This window comes from Stenotrophomonas geniculata, from assembly GCF_034508895.1.
GTDB lineage: Bacteria > Pseudomonadota > Gammaproteobacteria > Xanthomonadales > Xanthomonadaceae > Stenotrophomonas > Stenotrophomonas geniculata.
In genome coordinates this window covers 3,333,400-3,348,360 of sequence record NZ_CP140571.1, presented here as the reverse complement: position 1 = coordinate 3,348,360, position 14,961 = coordinate 3,333,400, and the positions used below count along the sequence as shown (strand labels likewise).

26 protein-coding genes are annotated in these 14,961 nt (G+C 66.1%); 15 read left to right on the top strand and 11 right to left on the bottom strand.

What is annotated here, in order from left to right; translation table 11 throughout:
* Nucleotides 1-294: 294 nt before the first annotated feature.
* The 11 genes from RI032_RS15415 to RI032_RS15365 all read right to left on the bottom strand — a co-directional run bounded on the left by RI032_RS15415 (nucleotide 295) and on the right by RI032_RS15365 (nucleotide 7,426).
* Entirely contained in the window at nucleotides 295-894 is a 600-nt protein-coding gene (locus tag RI032_RS15415) for a hypothetical protein (RefSeq protein ID WP_322547247.1), read from the bottom strand.
* Complete coding sequence (locus RI032_RS15410; RefSeq protein WP_322547246.1) at nucleotides 881-1,096, bottom strand: hypothetical protein; 216 nt, start codon at nucleotides 1,094-1,096, stop codon at nucleotides 881-883. The genes RI032_RS15415 and RI032_RS15410 overlap by 14 nt, the downstream gene beginning before the upstream one ends.
* On the bottom strand, nucleotides 1,093-1,602 hold the full coding sequence (locus RI032_RS15405) for a RuvC family protein (RefSeq protein WP_322547245.1): 510 nt from the start codon (nucleotides 1,600-1,602) through the stop codon (nucleotides 1,093-1,095). Before RI032_RS15405 ends, RI032_RS15410 begins: the two co-directional genes overlap by 4 nt.
* Entirely contained in the window at nucleotides 1,584-1,934 is a 351-nt protein-coding gene (locus RI032_RS15400; protein WP_322547244.1) for a Ref family recombination enhancement nuclease, read from the bottom strand. The genes RI032_RS15405 and RI032_RS15400 overlap by 19 nt, the downstream gene beginning before the upstream one ends.
* A gap of 29 nt (nucleotides 1,935-1,963) precedes the next feature.
* Nucleotides 1,964-2,515: a hypothetical protein gene (locus tag RI032_RS15395; protein ID WP_322547243.1), complete on the bottom strand. Its 552-nt coding sequence runs from the start codon at nucleotides 2,513-2,515 to the stop codon at nucleotides 1,964-1,966.
* On the bottom strand, nucleotides 2,512-3,141 hold the full coding sequence (locus RI032_RS15390; RefSeq protein ID WP_322547242.1) for a hypothetical protein: 630 nt from the start codon (nucleotides 3,139-3,141) through the stop codon (nucleotides 2,512-2,514). The genes RI032_RS15395 and RI032_RS15390 overlap by 4 nt, the downstream gene beginning before the upstream one ends.
* A complete protein-coding gene (gene dnaB, locus RI032_RS15385; protein ID WP_322547241.1) occupies nucleotides 3,138-4,622 on the bottom strand; it encodes a replicative DNA helicase in 1,485 nt (494 codons plus the stop codon). The genes RI032_RS15390 and dnaB overlap by 4 nt, the downstream gene beginning before the upstream one ends.
* On the bottom strand, nucleotides 4,619-5,509 hold the full coding sequence (locus RI032_RS15380) for a phosphoadenosine phosphosulfate reductase family protein (protein WP_322547240.1): 891 nt from the start codon (nucleotides 5,507-5,509) through the stop codon (nucleotides 4,619-4,621). Before RI032_RS15380 ends, dnaB begins: the two co-directional genes overlap by 4 nt.
* A gap of 50 nt (nucleotides 5,510-5,559) precedes the next feature.
* Entirely contained in the window at nucleotides 5,560-6,519 is a 960-nt protein-coding gene (locus tag RI032_RS15375; RefSeq protein ID WP_322547239.1) for a hypothetical protein, read from the bottom strand.
* A gap of 79 nt (nucleotides 6,520-6,598) precedes the next feature.
* Nucleotides 6,599-7,042: a phage regulatory CII family protein gene (locus tag RI032_RS15370; RefSeq protein ID WP_322547238.1), complete on the bottom strand. Its 444-nt coding sequence runs from the start codon at nucleotides 7,040-7,042 to the stop codon at nucleotides 6,599-6,601.
* Nucleotides 7,043-7,195: 153 nt separating this feature from the next.
* Nucleotides 7,196-7,426, bottom strand: coding sequence for a hypothetical protein (locus RI032_RS15365; RefSeq protein ID WP_322547237.1), 231 nt, complete (start codon nucleotides 7,424-7,426; stop codon nucleotides 7,196-7,198).
* 72 nt (nucleotides 7,427-7,498) lie between these two features.
* Between RI032_RS15365 and RI032_RS15360 the strand changes: the two genes are divergently transcribed.
* The 15 genes from RI032_RS15360 to RI032_RS15290 all read left to right on the top strand — a co-directional run bounded on the left by RI032_RS15360 (nucleotide 7,499) and on the right by RI032_RS15290 (nucleotide 14,959).
* Nucleotides 7,499-7,981, top strand: a complete 483-nt coding sequence (locus RI032_RS15360) for a helix-turn-helix domain-containing protein (RefSeq protein WP_322547236.1) — start codon at nucleotides 7,499-7,501, stop codon at nucleotides 7,979-7,981.
* The gene (locus tag RI032_RS15355) at nucleotides 7,935-8,324 is read left to right on the top strand and encodes a hypothetical protein (RefSeq protein WP_322547235.1); all 390 of its coding nucleotides are present in this window, start codon (nucleotides 7,935-7,937) and stop codon (nucleotides 8,322-8,324) included. Before RI032_RS15360 ends, RI032_RS15355 begins: the two co-directional genes overlap by 47 nt.
* Before the next feature lie 196 nt (nucleotides 8,325-8,520).
* Nucleotides 8,521-8,880, top strand: coding sequence for a hypothetical protein (locus tag RI032_RS15350; protein WP_322547234.1), 360 nt, complete (start codon nucleotides 8,521-8,523; stop codon nucleotides 8,878-8,880).
* The gene (locus RI032_RS15345) at nucleotides 8,877-9,158 is read left to right on the top strand and encodes a hypothetical protein (protein WP_322547233.1); all 282 of its coding nucleotides are present in this window, start codon (nucleotides 8,877-8,879) and stop codon (nucleotides 9,156-9,158) included. Before RI032_RS15350 ends, RI032_RS15345 begins: the two co-directional genes overlap by 4 nt.
* On the top strand, nucleotides 9,155-9,364 hold the full coding sequence (locus tag RI032_RS15340; RefSeq protein ID WP_322547232.1) for a hypothetical protein: 210 nt from the start codon (nucleotides 9,155-9,157) through the stop codon (nucleotides 9,362-9,364). Before RI032_RS15345 ends, RI032_RS15340 begins: the two co-directional genes overlap by 4 nt.
* Entirely contained in the window at nucleotides 9,361-9,516 is a 156-nt protein-coding gene (locus RI032_RS15335; protein WP_322547231.1) for a hypothetical protein, read from the top strand. Before RI032_RS15340 ends, RI032_RS15335 begins: the two co-directional genes overlap by 4 nt.
* Nucleotides 9,513-9,755: a hypothetical protein gene (locus RI032_RS15330; RefSeq protein WP_322547230.1), complete on the top strand. Its 243-nt coding sequence runs from the start codon at nucleotides 9,513-9,515 to the stop codon at nucleotides 9,753-9,755. Before RI032_RS15335 ends, RI032_RS15330 begins: the two co-directional genes overlap by 4 nt.
* A 39-nt stretch (nucleotides 9,756-9,794) precedes the next feature.
* Nucleotides 9,795-10,316, top strand: a complete 522-nt coding sequence (locus RI032_RS15325; RefSeq protein WP_322547229.1) for a hypothetical protein — start codon at nucleotides 9,795-9,797, stop codon at nucleotides 10,314-10,316.
* Nucleotides 10,317-10,404: 88 nt separating this feature from the next.
* Entirely contained in the window at nucleotides 10,405-10,698 is a 294-nt protein-coding gene (locus tag RI032_RS15320; protein ID WP_322547228.1) for a KTSC domain-containing protein, read from the top strand.
* A 318-nt stretch (nucleotides 10,699-11,016) separates the two neighbouring features.
* Nucleotides 11,017-11,991 (top strand): hypothetical protein, encoded by a 975-nt coding sequence (locus RI032_RS15315; protein ID WP_322547227.1) that lies wholly within the window; start codon nucleotides 11,017-11,019, stop codon nucleotides 11,989-11,991.
* The gene (locus RI032_RS15310) at nucleotides 11,988-13,751 is read left to right on the top strand and encodes a YqaJ viral recombinase family protein (RefSeq protein WP_322547226.1); all 1,764 of its coding nucleotides are present in this window, start codon (nucleotides 11,988-11,990) and stop codon (nucleotides 13,749-13,751) included. The genes RI032_RS15315 and RI032_RS15310 overlap by 4 nt, the downstream gene beginning before the upstream one ends.
* On the top strand, nucleotides 13,751-14,041 hold the full coding sequence (locus tag RI032_RS15305; RefSeq protein WP_164242555.1) for a hypothetical protein: 291 nt from the start codon (nucleotides 13,751-13,753) through the stop codon (nucleotides 14,039-14,041). Before RI032_RS15310 ends, RI032_RS15305 begins: the two co-directional genes overlap by 1 nt.
* Nucleotides 14,038-14,259: a hypothetical protein gene (locus tag RI032_RS15300; RefSeq protein ID WP_322547225.1), complete on the top strand. Its 222-nt coding sequence runs from the start codon at nucleotides 14,038-14,040 to the stop codon at nucleotides 14,257-14,259. The genes RI032_RS15305 and RI032_RS15300 overlap by 4 nt, the downstream gene beginning before the upstream one ends.
* Nucleotides 14,256-14,705 carry a hypothetical protein gene (locus RI032_RS15295; protein ID WP_322547224.1) on the top strand — a complete coding sequence of 150 codons (450 nt, stop codon included), beginning with the start codon at nucleotides 14,256-14,258 and terminating at the stop codon, nucleotides 14,703-14,705. The genes RI032_RS15300 and RI032_RS15295 overlap by 4 nt, the downstream gene beginning before the upstream one ends.
* On the top strand, nucleotides 14,702-14,959 hold the full coding sequence (locus RI032_RS15290) for a hypothetical protein (protein WP_322547223.1): 258 nt from the start codon (nucleotides 14,702-14,704) through the stop codon (nucleotides 14,957-14,959). The genes RI032_RS15295 and RI032_RS15290 overlap by 4 nt, the downstream gene beginning before the upstream one ends.
* Nucleotides 14,960-14,961: the final 2 nt, after the last annotated feature.

Here is a 14,961-nt window from a genome sequence, read left to right as displayed (position 1 = left end):
GGTGCCCGCCCCTCGACCGGCTTCGCTGCGCGGTGTGGTTGGTCCGGGGGGCTGCGGGCGTAGAGGGCCGATCACCACCGCTGCCTAGGCGCTGCCCGGCCTCCAAGGGCCGTGCGCAGACCGCCCGCCTGCGTGGACGCCAGCCCCAATCGCCTCACGGCGAGCGGAGGGGGTTTCGGCGCGGTGGTTGATCGGTGTTCTGGGTCCCGGAAACGCAGAAGCCCCAGCGCAGGGCCGGGGCTTCGGGGACAATTCTTGACAGTCGCAGAATTCGACCATTTGCTGCCGTCACTGTCAAGCGGCTTCGGCCCACCTCATACCTCGCAGGAGGTCCATCGCCCTCGAAAGCTCGTAGCGGTACTGGCGTGCCGTCAACGCGACAGGGTCGCCCTGCTGCCGCCCTGCTGGCTCAACGCCAAGCCGCTGCGCCATCTCCTTCTCGAACTGCTCGCATGCCATCCGAGCCTTGATCGCCTGGCTCACTGAGTTCGTGAACTCCACCCTGACGATGATCGACCTCAGAAGGCTCTGCCGCTGCAGCGATGAGAGCGCGCGATCCACCCAGCGAAGGTCATCCGGGACACCAAGGTCTACCGCGATCTCAGGGTTGTCGTGGGGGCGGTCCGCGTCGTTGGCCGCTCGTATTGGATCGGCAGCCCACAGTGGCACGACGCGCAGGCCCTTTACCCCGCTGCCGGCGGCCATCAAACGCCGGCGGTCACCGCCATCGCGATCCACAAGATCACGCATTGCACGCTCAGGGGTCTTCGGTGCCATGTCGCGAGCCCGCTCCAGCACATGCGCGCTGCGGTCGGCGCGGCTCAGGGCAAACCGATTCACCTGGGCGTGGCCCCAGCGGCGCAGTTCTTCGGTCAGCGGATCAGTGTTGCGCATCGCGCATGCCCTCCAGTACGGCGTCATCGAATCGGAAAACCGGCAGCTTGCTGTCGGTGTCGCAGGAGCCGGCCCGGTCAGGCCAGCCCTTGCAATGGAAGCCCGCGGCACCGGTGGCCCGGAACTGGCAGACCGAGCAGCGGCCGTGCTTCTGCACATAGGACCGGTACCGCTTTTGCATGCGGAGCTCAGCGCCGGTCATGCGGCGGCCTGGCCCATGGCCAGCTGGTGCTCAGCCCACAGGGCAATTAGGAGCGCGTCGGCCCGGCCGTTGTCCTTCTTCCGCTGCAGCTGGAACGCGGCGGCCGGGAAGCGTTGGATGGCCAGCAGCCGGGCGGCGTCTTTGTCCTGCCCGATCAAGCCGAAGCGGCGTTTCCACACTGCAGGAATGGCGCGCAGGTACGGCACGCCCATCACCTGCAGCACCGCGCGGACCTGGCCGTAGCTGTCGCCGAACCGGAATGCGCTGGTTCCGCCGTCGCCAGGGCGCGCGCCGACCTTCTCCAGCGCTGCCTGCAGCTGCGCACTCGGATGGGCCTCGCGCTGGGCGCGGATGAAGGTGGCTACCGCGCGGGCGTCGACCTCCTTCCAGCCGTCCACCTCGCGGGTGGGCATATCCAGGATCGGGCCAGGCACGCCGTCGATCAGGGTGGCCACTGCCCCGGACAGGCCCGGGTCGATGCCAAAGGTCAGGCGGCGGGTCGCCATGAGGTCTTCTCCAAGTGCTGTTCGATCAGGGTGTTCTGCAGGTCCAGCAGGTAGTCGTCGGTGCCGATCTCCTGCCGGAACCGATGCGGTTCGCGGGCGTAGCTGGGGCCATACCGATCAGCGCAAGCCGAGTGGCTGAGGCCGCCCATCGGCTCACCGACGTGGTGCCAGGGGCACAGGCCGATGGTGAAGTCGTGGCCCCGCCGCTTCTGTCCATGTTTGCCGCCGACCAGCAGGTGGTGTTCGTGGCACCCCATGTGGCCGAAGCCCAGCGCAAAGCAAGCGATGCAGCCAATGTCCTTGATGGCTTCTAGCCGGGCCTGCTGGGCCATGGTCTTGTTGCCTGTAGACCGTCCGCGCTTCATGCTTCGCTCCACAAACCACAGGGGGTTGCATGGATTGCTCTTTTATCGGTTGGTGCGCGTTGAAGCCTGAAGCGCAGGCCGCTTGGGTTCAGGCTGTTTTTTCGGTCGTCGCTATCGCAGCAGCGGTAGCGGTGCCTTGGTGGCAACATCGCCGCGACGCAAAGATTCGAGAGGAGCAAGCTGAGGCGAAAGCCGCCGGGCGTGCCGCTGCAGTTCTTACCGACGTCAGGAATCTGCGCTCCAACCTGTTGCGCATGATCGCTGCAATCGAATCCGTCGATCGCAAAGAAGACCGCATTGCTATCGGCTACCCTGGCGTTCCAAAAGGTCTGCAGGATCAGGCGAGCCTTCTTCCAGAGCTGGGCGCTGCTGGGACTAGTCTTCTCCGTGCAATCGGTCGATGCATGGAAGCTAGAGCGGTCCTTAGGAATGGTTTCATTGTTCGCGAGAAATTCCAGGACTTCGAGGATCACGTCCGCCATGCCGAGAGGCACGCTGAGGCTGCCCTGATTGCGATTAAAAAGATGCTGAGCTGAGGAACGACTCATGCTGCTCTCCCCTGCTGCCGGCCGTTGACCATCCGCCAGTAGTCCGCGCGCACGTCGTCCAGCATGACGTGCGCGTAGTGGTCACCGATCCAAGCGGTGATGCCCTTGAAGAAGGCGCCGAAGTCCTCCTCCTCCATCGAATCAAAGGCCAGGGACTGGGCCACCTTCACCGGAATGGTTCGGATCTCCGGCAGCACGCCAGACAGCACCTTGCGCGCGCCCGCGCCCAGCACCGTCTCTGCGGCATCCAGCAGAGCCTTCACCACCGGGCTGGCGTCCATCTCCACCATCTCGCAGCAGATTCCCGACTCCAGCTGCACCTGCTTCAGCGCGGCATGCGCGTCCAGGTCACGGAACGCCTCGACGTTGTCGACCAGCAGGTGCCCGATGACATGGGCCAGGCGATGGAACGCGGCATTGCGCGAGGCTTTGATCTCCAGCCGGTACTCATGGCCGACGCGGTAGCCGCGGTCCTTGGCGAGCCTGCGATCGATGTCGTTGCTCGGGGCAAACGCACCGATCTCCTCGCCCGTGGCTGGATCGACCAGGCGCAGGCAGATGGCGTAGATGGGCCGGCTGGCCCGCTTTGCGCGGATCTTCCGCGCAGCTGCTGTCATAGCGGTCATGCGTCATCTCCTGCGGCCATGTCCCGGCGGCTGCGCCGGCGGCGCCCCGGCGAGGGAACGTCGAAGTCATCGTCGCCACCGCCTGCAGTGGCCACGCCCTTGAGGCTGTAGTTCGGCCGGGGGCCGGTGTAGTCATCGAAGGCACTGCACTGCAGCCGGTGCTGCAGGTAGCAGGTGCCGGTCTCGCCCTGACGGTTCTTTGCCACGATCAGCTCGGAGATCCCCGGGGCACCGCAGGCATCCTTGCTGTAGTAGTCGTCGCGGTACAGGAAGGCGATCACGTCGGCGTCCTGCTCGATGGCACCCGACTCGCGGAGGTCGGCCATGCTCGGGCGCTTGTCGGTCTTGCTTTCCACGCCGCGGTTGAGCTGCGACAGCGCCATCACCGGGCAGTGCAGCTCCTTGGCCAGCCCCTTCAGCCGGCGCGAGATGTACGACACCTCCTCGTTCCGGTTATCCGATTTGGCCTTACCTGTCAGCAGCTGCAGGTAGTCGACGACGATCAGGCCCAGGCCACCCGGCACCTTGGCGTGCATGCGGGAGGCGCGCGCAGCCAAGGCATCGACCGACAGCGCGCCGCAATCATCGATCGCCAGCGGCAGCGACTGGATGTAGTTCCGGGCCTGCGAGAGCCGCGCCCATTCGTCGTTGTCCAACGCGCCCTTCTCGCGCATGCGGTTGAGGTCTACGCCGGCGTGCGCGGCCATGAGGCGCAGGCTCCACTGGGAAGCCGACATCTCCAGGCTGAAGGCTGCGACGTTCCTGCCGCCGGCAGCCGCGTCCTCGGCCCAGTTCAGCGCATGCGCGGTCTTGCCCATGGCCGGGCGTGCGCCCAGCACCATCAGGTCGGTCGGCTCCAGATACGGGATCTTCCGGCGCACGCTGCTCCACTTCGGCACCAGGCCCTGCGTGCCCTCACCGTGGTAGCGCGCTTCCATTTCATCCCACGCCTTCTGTACGCCGCTGCGCACCATCACCAGACCGCCGCTGCCGCTCGACTTCACGGTCAGGCTGGCCAGCTTCGTCGCCGAGGCGGACACGACCTCCTCCGCCTCGTCGTCGCTGGCGCTGTAAGCGCTGTCGGCGATGTCGGTGGTGGTCTCGATCAGCTGCCGGAGCAGTGCCTTGTTCCGCACGATCTCGGCATAGGCGCGGACGTTGGCCGCCGACGGCGTGCTGCCGGCCAGATCGTAGACGGTGGCCACCAGCTCCTGCGCGCCGATCTCGACGTTGGCCGTGATCCAGTCGCCCACGGTCACCACGTCGACCTCGCGCTTGAGGTCAGCCACGCCGCAGATACCCTGGTAAATCAGCTGGTTCTCGCGGCGGTAGAAGTCTTCCGGCGCCAGCTGGTCGCGGACCTGAGCCAGCGATTCGCCCACCAGCAGCAGCGCGCCGAGGACCGATTGCTCGGCCGGCACGGAATGCGGCGGCACGCGCAGATGGGCGACGTTGTCCAGGTAGTCGGGCACCGCGCTCATGCTGCGGCCCTCTCGCACAGGCCGAGATCGGAGGCGCAGCCGCCGCCGGCCTGCTGCTGGAAGAACAGATCGAACTGCCTGCCACCGCGGCTGGTTCGGCTCCATTCCACAAGGGTATCGATCCGCGAATAGGTACCGGGGCGGTCGACGTCGGTCGGGTCGGTCACCGCCGGGAAGAACGTTGCGCTGCCGCGCTTGTTGGCAGCAGCCACCACCGCCTCCCAGCTCCGAATCCGGTCGATGTGATCGGGGAACAGGTCAGCGATGTTGCGCAACTCCGACTTTCGGCAGTTGATGCACGGCATGCAGCCGACTCGGCCCATGCCGAGCGCATAGAGCGGGTTGGGCTTGATGCCATGACGGCGGTGCTGTTCCCAAACCTGCTGGACCGTCCAATCGAAGATCGGTCTCCATACCATCGAGCCCGCCTCATGGCGGTTGAACCTCGGCTGCCTTGCACGGTTGGCCGATTCCTCGGCGCGGATGCCCAGCCACTGCAGCACAGGACCAGTCTTCAGCATCGGCCCGACCACCTGGGTGGTGATCGGGATGGTCTTCAGTTCCTCGGTGCAGAACTGAGCCATGCGCGAGGGGAAGCGACCCTTGCTGATGCAAAGGTCCAGGAAGGGGTTGCCGGTAGGCTCATGCAGCGCGGCGGCCTGGCGAACGACTTCGTCGGGGATACCCTGATCCGGCCACTTCTGCAGGATGTATTCGCGGTGTTGCGCCAGCTGCCGGCTGAAGTCCGCGCGCACCGTCTCAACGACTGGGCCGCCGGTCAGGCGCGGCAGGTCGGCGACGTAGTCGTACACCCGCTGGTCCTCATTGCCGGTGTCGGCGAACACGGCACGGAACGGTCGGCCCAGCTCGATGGCGCGCAGGTACACCGCAGTGCTGTCCTTGCCGCCGGATACGTTCACCAGGTGCTGTATCCGGCTCATGCCGCCTGCTCCTGCAGGGCAAGCTGATCCTGCCGCTCACGTTCGCGCTCGGCATCGCGTTCCCGCTTGACCTGCACGCCAGCCGTCGTCAGCTCGCAGCCACCGCCGTTCGGGCACCACCAGAGCTTGAACCAGTTCCGGCGCACGGCATCGCGGAAATGGGCGCGCCAGTCCTTCTGCAGCTTGCCACTGTCCCGGTGCTTGATGGCGAACTCGCGCCAGGCCAGCGCCACGAACTCGCGCGGGATACCTGCGTCCTCGGCGAAGTCGAAGATCGGGTCATCAGTCCGGATCGGCCGCTCGCCGGCAGACCGGCAGGCGTCGATGAAGGCGCTGAAGGTGACCTTCTCCCGCTTCTGGCGGGTGACCTTGCCCTGACCAGATTCCCCACCTTGCGCCCCACCGGCGGCAGCCGGGGGGGTATGGGGGGTTTCTTCTTTTGGAGACGGATTCGGAGACGGAGACGGATTCGGAGACGGGGCAGTGCTAGAACCTGCTACTGGCATGTTTGAACCTGCTACTAGCAGACCATCCTCCTGCCCGCCCTGTGCTTGTAGCAGCTTGGCGGCATATTCTGGCATTAGGCGCGTAGCTTCCTGACGCCCGTGGCGACGGCACAGTGCCGCCCACTTCGCCTTGTCGGAGCGAGCCTCAGCACCAGCGGACCACGGCTGATGCTCAGGCCAGTCATGCAGCTGGTAGCCGCCCTCGCTGCCATCGAGGAACCCAACCGAGGCCAGTTCGCGCACCAGCGCATCGTTCTCGCCTGCCCAGTCGGCAGCCAGCTCGATGTCTTCGGCCGTCATGCCACTGAGGTCTCCATCGGGGCGGCTCGACCTCGCCCAGAGGATGAGGCACACCAGCGACCAGCCGGCGGCGGGGCCGAGCCGGCGCACCAGCTTCTTCGTCTTCGGGTGGCCCGGCAGCCCAGTGCTGAGGCGTGCGTCAGTGCTCATGCATCCTCCCGCAGCACCAATAGGCACCCGGCGAGATACCAAATCTGCCGCACATGGATCATGGCCTTGGCGGTGGCGTTCATACCCCACCCCGCTCCGCCGCTGCCTCAGCGTGCTGGCTCACCTGCACCATGGCGGCCATGACAAGAGCGCATGCCCTGGCGATCGCGTCCGATTCGTTGGGGGAGATCCTGCCGTCAGCCATGGCATCGGCAATCAGCTCAGCCAGATCGCCCTTCGCAGCGGCAGCGGATAGCAGAGCGGCGATCAGGCTGCCCGATTCCGGCGCTTCAACGCGCTGGGCAACGAAGCCGTGTTCTGCGCACAGGGCGTGCAGGATCCGGTAATCGCCGGTCCTGGCCATCAGCATGTCCGCCTCCTGCAGACTCAGCAGATTGCGGTCGGTGTTCGGGTTGACCTTGCCGCGCAGGGTCGCGGCGGACATGCCCATCCTGGGCGCCAGAGCCTCACTGCCACCGGGTTGCTGGTGGACGGTGTCGTAGGCGGCATCGGTGACATTCATGGGCGGTTTTCTCGATTGGAGACGGGGCGGCGACTGCGGCGCACCATCAGCGCCATGGACGAAATCAACTCAGGGAAGAAAGGCGCCCCTCTCCAGCGGCAGGCCCGCGGTCACCACACGCACGGGAAAGCTGGAGAGGGGCATAGATCGAGCTCAGGCAGCCTGGTCGTGCTGCTCGGGGTCGTTCGCCGGCGGCTGCCGGAAGTCGCCGAACAGGTCGGGACGCAGCGCCCTCGCCTGCCACTGCCGGCCTTCGGGCAGCGGCTCGTCCTCATCCCACCGCCCTACTGCCTGCTTGGTGGTCTGGAAGAAGCTCGCGAGCTGGGTGTCCTGAGCAAAGCCCAGGGCCGTCTTCGCCATTGCTTTGGTGATGGGCTCGTTCATGGCAGTGAGTAAACCACCGTTTACCAAATGACGTCAACCACTATTTACCACCTGCCGTCAACAATGGTTGACATGAGCATTGGTGAACGACTGCGAGAACTCCGCCTGGCCAAGGGCCTGACCCTTGAACAGGCTGGTGCCGTGGCCGAGACCACCAAACAGTCCATGTCCCAGATCGAAAAGGGCGTGACCAAGGAGCCTGGAGCTCTGCCGCTTCTTCGCTGGGCGCGCCACTACGGTGTCAGCGCGGAATGGCTCATTACCGGGAAAGGGAATCGCTTCGATGCCCCGTCTCAGGATTCGCGACCGGACTTCGACAAGATCGCCTCAGCGGTCAACGTGCTCACGCACTACCTGGAGCTGGTTAACGATCCACCGGAATGGGTGCACGATCCGATCCTCCTGGAGACCGCTTACATGGTCGTGGAGGAGTTCGGTGAGCCATCAGCGCCCAACAACGTCCTCGACCTGACGAAGCTACTGTTTAAGCGCCTCAGGGGGTCGAAGGATGAGCAACAAGAAGTTCGAGGAACTGGCACAGCGGCTCGCCGCTAGGACTGAGCAGCTGCGCTCAGAGAGACCTCCCGCACGCCCTGCCCTGCACCTGGTGCGCGGTACCAAGGCGATTGATCCGGATGAAATCCTAGCGGCCGGTTGCCGGGGGCAGTCCGCGATCATGGTCGAGTGGCACTGCCGCATGATCCGCAATATCCGGCGGCGCTGCGGCGAGGCCGGCCAGCACATCATCGATCAAGCCTGCCGCGGCGTGGCTGGTATTGAGAGCCTGCCGCATGAAGATCTGATCCAGCTCCACAAGGACATGGAGCGGGCGGAGGAGTGCTTGCGGGAGGGCATTTCGTTCCACGACGCAGGCCTCCTTCGCACCCACTACGGGTGACAGGGAACCTGCGGGATCAACAGAAACGGCCACCCGCGCAACCGTAACCACGCTGGACACATAGGCCCTGACCCTTCCCCGGAGGTGCTCAGGGCTTTTTTTTGCCTTGTCGGTAAATTGTTGTTGACTTTTCAAAGTAAACGATGATTTACTGCGATCCGTCGACCAGCACCGTGCTGGACCGCCGGAGCCCGAGATGGACCACACCGCCCACAAACCAGCTGTCCAAGCCCTCCACCCCGAGGCAGACGTTCGCCGCCACCGCCGGAACATCCCGGTCGTCATCGCCAACCTGAAGGCAACTGGCCTGAACATGCCCGGCGTGGACAGCGCCTACCGCGCGGCTCTGTTCGCCGGGGCCACCGATGAGATGGCTTGGGAAGCGGCCCGCCGCCATGAGCTGGTGCTGATTGGCTTCCCCGACGAAATCTCCGACGCCGCCACCGACCTGAGCAAGGTCCAGTCGATGCGTAAGCGCCGCCAGGCGCTGATCGATACCTGCCGTGCCCTGCCCAACCCGTTCGCGCTGGGCGCCGACGTGCAGGTGGCGGCATGAGCCGTCCCCTCTCCGTCTCGGAAATTCTGGACCGCGCCGGGCTGGCACTCGAAGCCGTGGCCACTGCAACGATGCTGCCCGGTGACATCCAGAGCGTGCAGGACTTTGAACAGGCGCGCGCAGCGGTCGCCGAGCTGATTGACGCAGATTCGGAATACGACAGTGCCCGCGCCGCATGGCTCGCCGACCACTCCAAGCACGACAAATTCCTTGCAGCCCACACGGCGTGGGATCGCCGTGCAGCTGCGCTCGCCCGCGTCAAAGGAGAAGCCGCATGAGCACCAACGTTCGCCAGATCCGCGAGTTCCAGGCCGTGCGCGATGCGATCGCCAGCACCGGCCTCAGCCCGGCCCCGCTGTTCCGCCGCCTCAACGATGAGCAGCGCCGCGGCAACCGTGGCCTGTCCGTGGTCGACAACGCGCTGCGCCTGCGCCGCCAGTTCCGCGACGAATTCACCAACCAGCCTGGCCCGGAGGCCGCATGAGCGACAAGACGTCCCAGTTCGAGGATCTGCTGAAGGCGGATACCGCCAGCATGTCGGTCGAGTTTATGGCCTACGGCGCGGTGATCGGTCTGATCGTCGGCATCGCCGGCACGCTGATCCTGCAGGACATGCTCCAGGCGGTGTTCCAGTGAGCCGCGCACAGCTTGCCGCCGTGCTGGCCGTGTTCGCCCTGGGCGTGCTGCTGGGTGTTTCCATCGCCGCCATCTTCATCTTCCGCGATGTGCTCGCCACCGTCTTCGCCGCCGGCGCATTTGCCGCCTGGGTGATCTGGGCCATCTGCGCCGCGTGGAAGCACCTGATCGAACTGCTGTCCCCTTCCACCAGCAGCGATAGCCCCGCCGTGACCGAGCCGGCGGAAGACCTGCAGTAAGCCACTGCCGGCCCGGCCGGCTCAACCGACGAGGTCCACATGTTCCACCTGAAGAACAACCCGGCGGCCGTCTCCAACGTGAACCTGCGCATCGAGAAGCACGGCGATGAGCGGCACCTGGCGGTCGACCTTTCCATCACCACCAGCACCAGCAACCTGGTGCTGGACCACTTCGACAAGGAACTGCGCAAGGCCCTGTTCCGGAAGCCGGGCAAGGGCGAGCAGCAGTCGCTGCCGACCATCGGCGACCACCTGACCGAGATCAAGATCCCGAGCCTCGAGCCCATCAAGGTGGGCCACGAATTCAAGGGCTTCGAGCTGCAGATCGACGGTGAGCTCGACAACACGCAGCCGATCTTCCTGGTGGACGTGAAGCTCAAGAAGTTCGTCATCGCCCCGAAGGAAGGCGGCAGCGTCGAGCTGACGTTCAAGGCCTCGGCCAGCGTCACCCCCGACGAAGTCGCCGAGCTGACCGAAGCGCTGATCCGCGAAAACGTGGTCCTGACCCTGCAGCCCGGCCAGGCCAACGAAATCACGCAGCAGGAAGACCTCGCTGCCTGATCCCCCCGCCCTGCGCTTCCCCCCCCCTGTGGCGCATGGCTGACAGCCCGGAAAGACGGGCAACCCTCTACCCGCCCTGGAGCACAACATGACCAGCACCACCCCGGCCACCGGCCGCATCCAGCTGTTCGACGTCGACAGCTCGCAGATCCACAGCATCGGCCACGACGCCGCCACCAACACCCTCGCCATCTGCTTCAAGCGCGGCAGCGGTCCTGCGCGCGGCCCGGGCTCGGTCTACCACTACGCCAACTTCAGCGCCGAGGAGTTCCAGGCGTTCAAGGACGCCGAGTCCATCGGCAAGCACTTCGGCGCGTACATCAAGCCGTTCCCGGAGAAGTACCCGTACCACAAGGTCGCCGAGCAGCAGCAGGCCGCCTGACCGAACCCAGACGGCGGGGCTGCAGCAGCAGCGGGCCGCGCGGGAGACGTAACCCGCCCCAGCGAAAGCTCATGGGTAAACGAGTGGTGCGGATGCAACGCCGCTGACAGCCGGGAAAGACCGGCATCCATCCGACTGCAGCCCCACCGTATCAGGTTGAAGACCAACCCCACGATGGGCACCGACGACGCGGCAGCACTGGCAAGGCACTGGCGGGCAGCACCAGCCGCTATCTGAGGACCAGGCGCGGGGCTGCAGCCGGATGGATCGCAACACCAACCCACAACGCCGGCAGCCCCCGGCAGGAGATACAGCCCCATGAATGCCCAGGTACAGGAAGGCCAGCTCGTCCCCGAGGAGGGCATGGCCGCGATGATCAACCGCTCGGAAATCGAGCAGCAGATCAGCACCGCCCGCCGCTTCCCCCGCTCGCTGAAGAAGTTCCGCGACGAAGCCATCCAGATGGTCACCCTCAGCCAGAGCATCGCTGAGCAGTGCGTCTATGCGCTGCCGCGCGACGGCAAGACCATCGAAGGCCCTTCTGCCCGCTTCGCCGAGGTGATCGCCTCTGCCTGGGGCAACAACCGCGCTGGAGCCCGCGTCATCGATGACAAGGGCGAGTTCATCATCGCCCAGGGCGTGTTCCACGACCTGGAGCGGAACGTCGCCATCACCTACGAGGTGCAGCGCCGGATCGTGGACCGCCAGGGGCGTCGCTTCAAGCCCGACATGATCGGCGTGACCGCGAATGCGGCCTGCTCTATCGCGCTGCGCAATGCTGTGCTGAAGGGCGTGCCCAAGGCCTTCTGGGAGGACATGTACGTCGAGGCACGGAAGGTGATCATGGGTGACATCAAGACGCTGGCCAACCGCCGCGCCGATGCCCTCGCCCACTTCCAGCGCTTCGGCGTCACCGCCGAGCAGGTCTGCGCGAAGCTGGGCGTGGCCGGCGTCGAAGACATCGGTCTGGAACACCTGGTCCTGCTGCGCGGCATCGTCACCGCCATCAAGGAAGGCGACACCACGCCGGAAGATGCCTTTGCCATCGAAGGTGCGCCCGCCGCCCAGAAGAAGACGCTGGCGGCCTACACCGATGAAGCGTTCGCCGCAGCGCTGCCGCAGTGGGAAGCCGCCATCAAGGCAGGCAAGAAGACGCCCGAGGCCATCATCACGATGGCGCAGACGAAGGGCACGCTCAACGACGCGCAGAAGAAGCAGATCCTCGACCTGGTCGAAAAGCCCGATGGTGCGCAGCAGACCGGCCCGGCCGTGGCTGAGGAGGTTGCCGAATGATCACCGTCGACTACATCCAGGGCACGCAGGAATGGCATGCGCACCGCGCGCAGCACCTCAATGCCAGCGATGCGCCGGCGATGCTCGGTGCCTCCACGAATCACTCCCGCACCGACCTGATCCGCGAGCTGGCCGCAGGCGTGCCGCGCGAGTTCAGCGACTTCGTCCAGGAGCGCGTCATCGACCCGGGCCATGAGTTCGAGGCACAGGCCCGTGCTATTGCCGAGGAGCTGATTGGCCAGGAGCTGTACCCGGTCACCGGCGTCTCCGGGAAGTACTCGGCCAGCTTCGACGGCCTGACGCTCCTCGAGGACATCGCCTGGGAGCACAAGCGCCTGAACCAGACGCTGCGCGATGCCATGTTCGACGGCTGCACCGGCACCGACCTGCCGCTGATGTACCAGATCCAGATGGAGCACCAGGCGATGGTCTCCGCATGCGAGCGTGTGTTCTTCATGGCGTCCGAGTGGCGGCAGGCCTCGGGCGGCTGGCAGCTGGTGGAAGAGCGGCACTGCTGGTACACGCCGAATCCGGAGCTGCGCGCGCGCATCGTCGCAGGCTGGGCCCAGTTGGAAGCCGACGTGGCAGCTTTCGAGCCCGGCCCGGCCAGCGAGCCTACGCCGGTCGGCCGCGCGCCGGAGACGCTGCCGGCGCTCAGCATCCAGGTCACGGGCATGGTCACTGCCTCCAACCTTGCAGAGTTCAAGGAGAACGCGCTGGCCGTGCTGGGCTCGATCAACCGGGAGCTGCAGTCCGATGAGGACTTCGCCAATGCCGAGAAGACGGTCACCTGGTGCAAGGGCGTCGAGGAACGGATCGAGGCAACGAAGCAGCAGGTGCTGGGCCAGACAGCAGATATCGACGCGGTGTTCCGCACGATGGATGACGTGGCCGCCGAGACGCGCAAGATCCGCCTGGAGCTGGACAAGCTGGTTGCGAAGCGGAAGGAAGAGCGCCGCACGGAAATCGGCAACACCGCCCGCCGCGCGGTGATCGACCACATCCACGCTATCAACGAGACGCTGGGCGCGCACGCTGTCCCGATGCCCGCGACGCTGATCGCCGATCTCCAAGCTGCGATCAAGGGCAAGCGCTCCTTCTCCAGCATGCAGGACGCCGTCGATACGGTCGCCAACAACGCCAAGATCACCGCCAGCCAGGCGGCCGACCGCATCCGGGCGAACATCCGGGTCATGGACCTGGAAATGGGCAGCTATGCGGCCCTGTTCCCGGACGCCGTGCAGCTGTGCTCCACGAAGTCGCCGGAAGACCTGCGGAACCTGATGGACGTGCGCATCACCCAGCACAAGAAGGCCGAGCAGCAACGTCTGGACGACGAGCGCGAGAAGATCCGCAAGGAGGAAGAGGCTCGCGCGCAGAAGAAGGCAGCCGACGACGCCGCAGCCGCTGCAGCTGAGCAGGCCGCCCAAGCAGCTCAGGCGGCACAGCCGGCAGCAACCGAGCAGCAGACCGGGCCGGTGGCAGCCGCGGCACCGGTGCGCACTGCGCCGACGGCAGTGGTCAGCACACCGGCACCGGCCGCTGCACCGCGCGAGGTGGTCAAGATCAAGCTGGGCGATATCAACGCGCGCATCGCCCCGCTCTCGATCAGCGCCGACGGGCTGGCCATGCTGGGCTTCAAGCCGATCAACGCAACCGGCGCCGCGAAGCTGTACGACCAGGCGCAGTTCCCGGCCATGTGCCGGGCCATGATCGACGGCCTGCAGGACGCGGCCAACAGCTACCCGCTGGCCGCCTGATGGAACTCTGGCGCACCAGCGAACTGCGGGTTCTGCGCCAGATGGAGGGCCGCGACGCGATGACCGTCGCGGCTGCCCTCGGGCGCTCGCCCCGCGCGGTCCAGGACATGGCCCGCTGCCAAGGGATGCCGGTACCGCGCCAGCCTCACGGCCGGTACTGGCCGGTCACCACCAAACGCCGCGCCCGGCAGCTCCGGGCCAGCGGCAACACCGTCAACCAGATCAGCGCCGCGCTGGGTGTCCCGTTCGGGACCGTGCGCCGCTGGGTCTACGAAGGAGCAGCAGCATGACCAGCATCCACGTGAAGCCCGTCTTCAGTGGCGCGACCGACCGCGAGAAGGACCAGGCCCGGCAGAAGCTGGCCAGCGACATGGCGCGCTTCGCCGCCGCTGGCGGGCAGGTCCAGGTTCTCGGCACCACCGGCATCGACAAGAGCACGATCAGCCGCCGGCAGGTGGTCGAGGGTGCCCACGGCCGCCGCGCTGGGAAGAAGGCGGTCAGCGCATGATCCGCCGCCACCAGCTGTTCCGGCATGAGCCGCACAACGACATCTACGGCGACTGCCACCGTACTGCCATCGGCTGCCTGCTCGATCTGGAGCCGTGGCAGGTTCCCCATTTCGTCCAGCTCGGCCATACCGTGCCGGGCTACAGCTGGGAGGCTGGCCAGGCCGAGTTCTTGGCACAGCACGGCCTGTTCGCCGTCGACCTCTACTTCGATGGCAGCTCCCTCGAAGGCGTGCTGGGCTTCATGCAAAACCGGAATCCGAAGGCCTTCTACCTGCTGGCCGGCCAAAGTCCCAGAGGGACCGATCACTCCGTCATCTGCTGCGGCGGCGGCTTCGAATGGGATCCGCACCCTGATGGCGGGTTTTTGGTTGGCCCGATGTCGCACGGCTTCTACGAGATCACCTTCCTGCTGCCGATGGCGATGCAGATGAAGGAGGCAGCATGAGCCGCCACATCGCCCGCCGCGCGCCCAAGGAAACCTTGGGCTTCGCCTGGGGCCGGTTCCCGACCACGGACGGCAGCGCCGTCACCTGGCGCCTGTACCGCCGCGACCACCGCCGTGCACTGCACATGCACGTGCTGACCTTCTTCGCGCATGAGGACCGCGCGGTGATCGCTGCCCACCTGCGCCGCGCGCGCCGCTATCTGCGCGACAAGGTGGACGACATCGACCTGCTGGCGATGGGGGTGGCTGCGTGATT

Bases quoted from the DNA above. Each gene is read 5' to 3' on its own strand.
- RI032_RS15415 (WP_322547247.1), bottom strand. From the start codon at position 894: ATGCGCAACACTGATCCGCTGACCGAAGAACTGCGCCGCTGGGGCCAC.
- RI032_RS15410 (WP_322547246.1), bottom strand. From the start codon at position 1,096: ATGACCGGCGCTGAGCTCCGCATGCAAAAGCGGTACCGGTCCTATGTG.
- RI032_RS15405 (WP_322547245.1), bottom strand. From the start codon at position 1,602: ATGGCGACCCGCCGCCTGACCTTTGGCATCGACCCGGGCCTGTCCGGG.
- RI032_RS15400 (WP_322547244.1), bottom strand. From the start codon at position 1,934: ATGGCCCAGCAGGCCCGGCTAGAAGCCATCAAGGACATTGGCTGCATC.
- RI032_RS15395 (WP_322547243.1), bottom strand. From the start codon at position 2,515: ATGAGTCGTTCCTCAGCTCAGCATCTTTTTAATCGCAATCAGGGCAGC.
- RI032_RS15390 (WP_322547242.1), bottom strand. From the start codon at position 3,141: ATGACCGCTATGACAGCAGCTGCGCGGAAGATCCGCGCAAAGCGGGCC.
- dnaB (WP_322547241.1), bottom strand. From the start codon at position 4,622: ATGAGCGCGGTGCCCGACTACCTGGACAACGTCGCCCATCTGCGCGTG.
- RI032_RS15375 (WP_322547239.1), bottom strand. From the start codon at position 6,519: ATGAGCACTGACGCACGCCTCAGCACTGGGCTGCCGGGCCACCCGAAG.
- RI032_RS15370 (WP_322547238.1), bottom strand. From the start codon at position 7,042: ATGAATGTCACCGATGCCGCCTACGACACCGTCCACCAGCAACCCGGT.
- RI032_RS15365 (WP_322547237.1), bottom strand. From the start codon at position 7,426: ATGAACGAGCCCATCACCAAAGCAATGGCGAAGACGGCCCTGGGCTTT.
- RI032_RS15360 (WP_322547236.1), top strand. From the start codon at position 7,499: ATGAGCATTGGTGAACGACTGCGAGAACTCCGCCTGGCCAAGGGCCTG.
- RI032_RS15355 (WP_322547235.1), top strand. From the start codon at position 7,935: ATGAGCAACAAGAAGTTCGAGGAACTGGCACAGCGGCTCGCCGCTAGG.
- RI032_RS15350 (WP_322547234.1), top strand. From the start codon at position 8,521: ATGGACCACACCGCCCACAAACCAGCTGTCCAAGCCCTCCACCCCGAG.
- RI032_RS15345 (WP_322547233.1), top strand. From the start codon at position 8,877: ATGAGCCGTCCCCTCTCCGTCTCGGAAATTCTGGACCGCGCCGGGCTG.
- RI032_RS15340 (WP_322547232.1), top strand. From the start codon at position 9,155: ATGAGCACCAACGTTCGCCAGATCCGCGAGTTCCAGGCCGTGCGCGAT.
- RI032_RS15335 (WP_322547231.1), top strand. From the start codon at position 9,361: ATGAGCGACAAGACGTCCCAGTTCGAGGATCTGCTGAAGGCGGATACC.
- RI032_RS15325 (WP_322547229.1), top strand. From the start codon at position 9,795: ATGTTCCACCTGAAGAACAACCCGGCGGCCGTCTCCAACGTGAACCTG.
- RI032_RS15320 (WP_322547228.1), top strand. From the start codon at position 10,405: ATGACCAGCACCACCCCGGCCACCGGCCGCATCCAGCTGTTCGACGTC.
- RI032_RS15315 (WP_322547227.1), top strand. From the start codon at position 11,017: ATGAATGCCCAGGTACAGGAAGGCCAGCTCGTCCCCGAGGAGGGCATG.
- RI032_RS15310 (WP_322547226.1), top strand. From the start codon at position 11,988: ATGATCACCGTCGACTACATCCAGGGCACGCAGGAATGGCATGCGCAC.
- RI032_RS15305 (WP_164242555.1), top strand. From the start codon at position 13,751: ATGGAACTCTGGCGCACCAGCGAACTGCGGGTTCTGCGCCAGATGGAG.
- RI032_RS15300 (WP_322547225.1), top strand. From the start codon at position 14,038: ATGACCAGCATCCACGTGAAGCCCGTCTTCAGTGGCGCGACCGACCGC.
- RI032_RS15295 (WP_322547224.1), top strand. From the start codon at position 14,256: ATGATCCGCCGCCACCAGCTGTTCCGGCATGAGCCGCACAACGACATC.
- RI032_RS15290 (WP_322547223.1), top strand. From the start codon at position 14,702: ATGAGCCGCCACATCGCCCGCCGCGCGCCCAAGGAAACCTTGGGCTTC.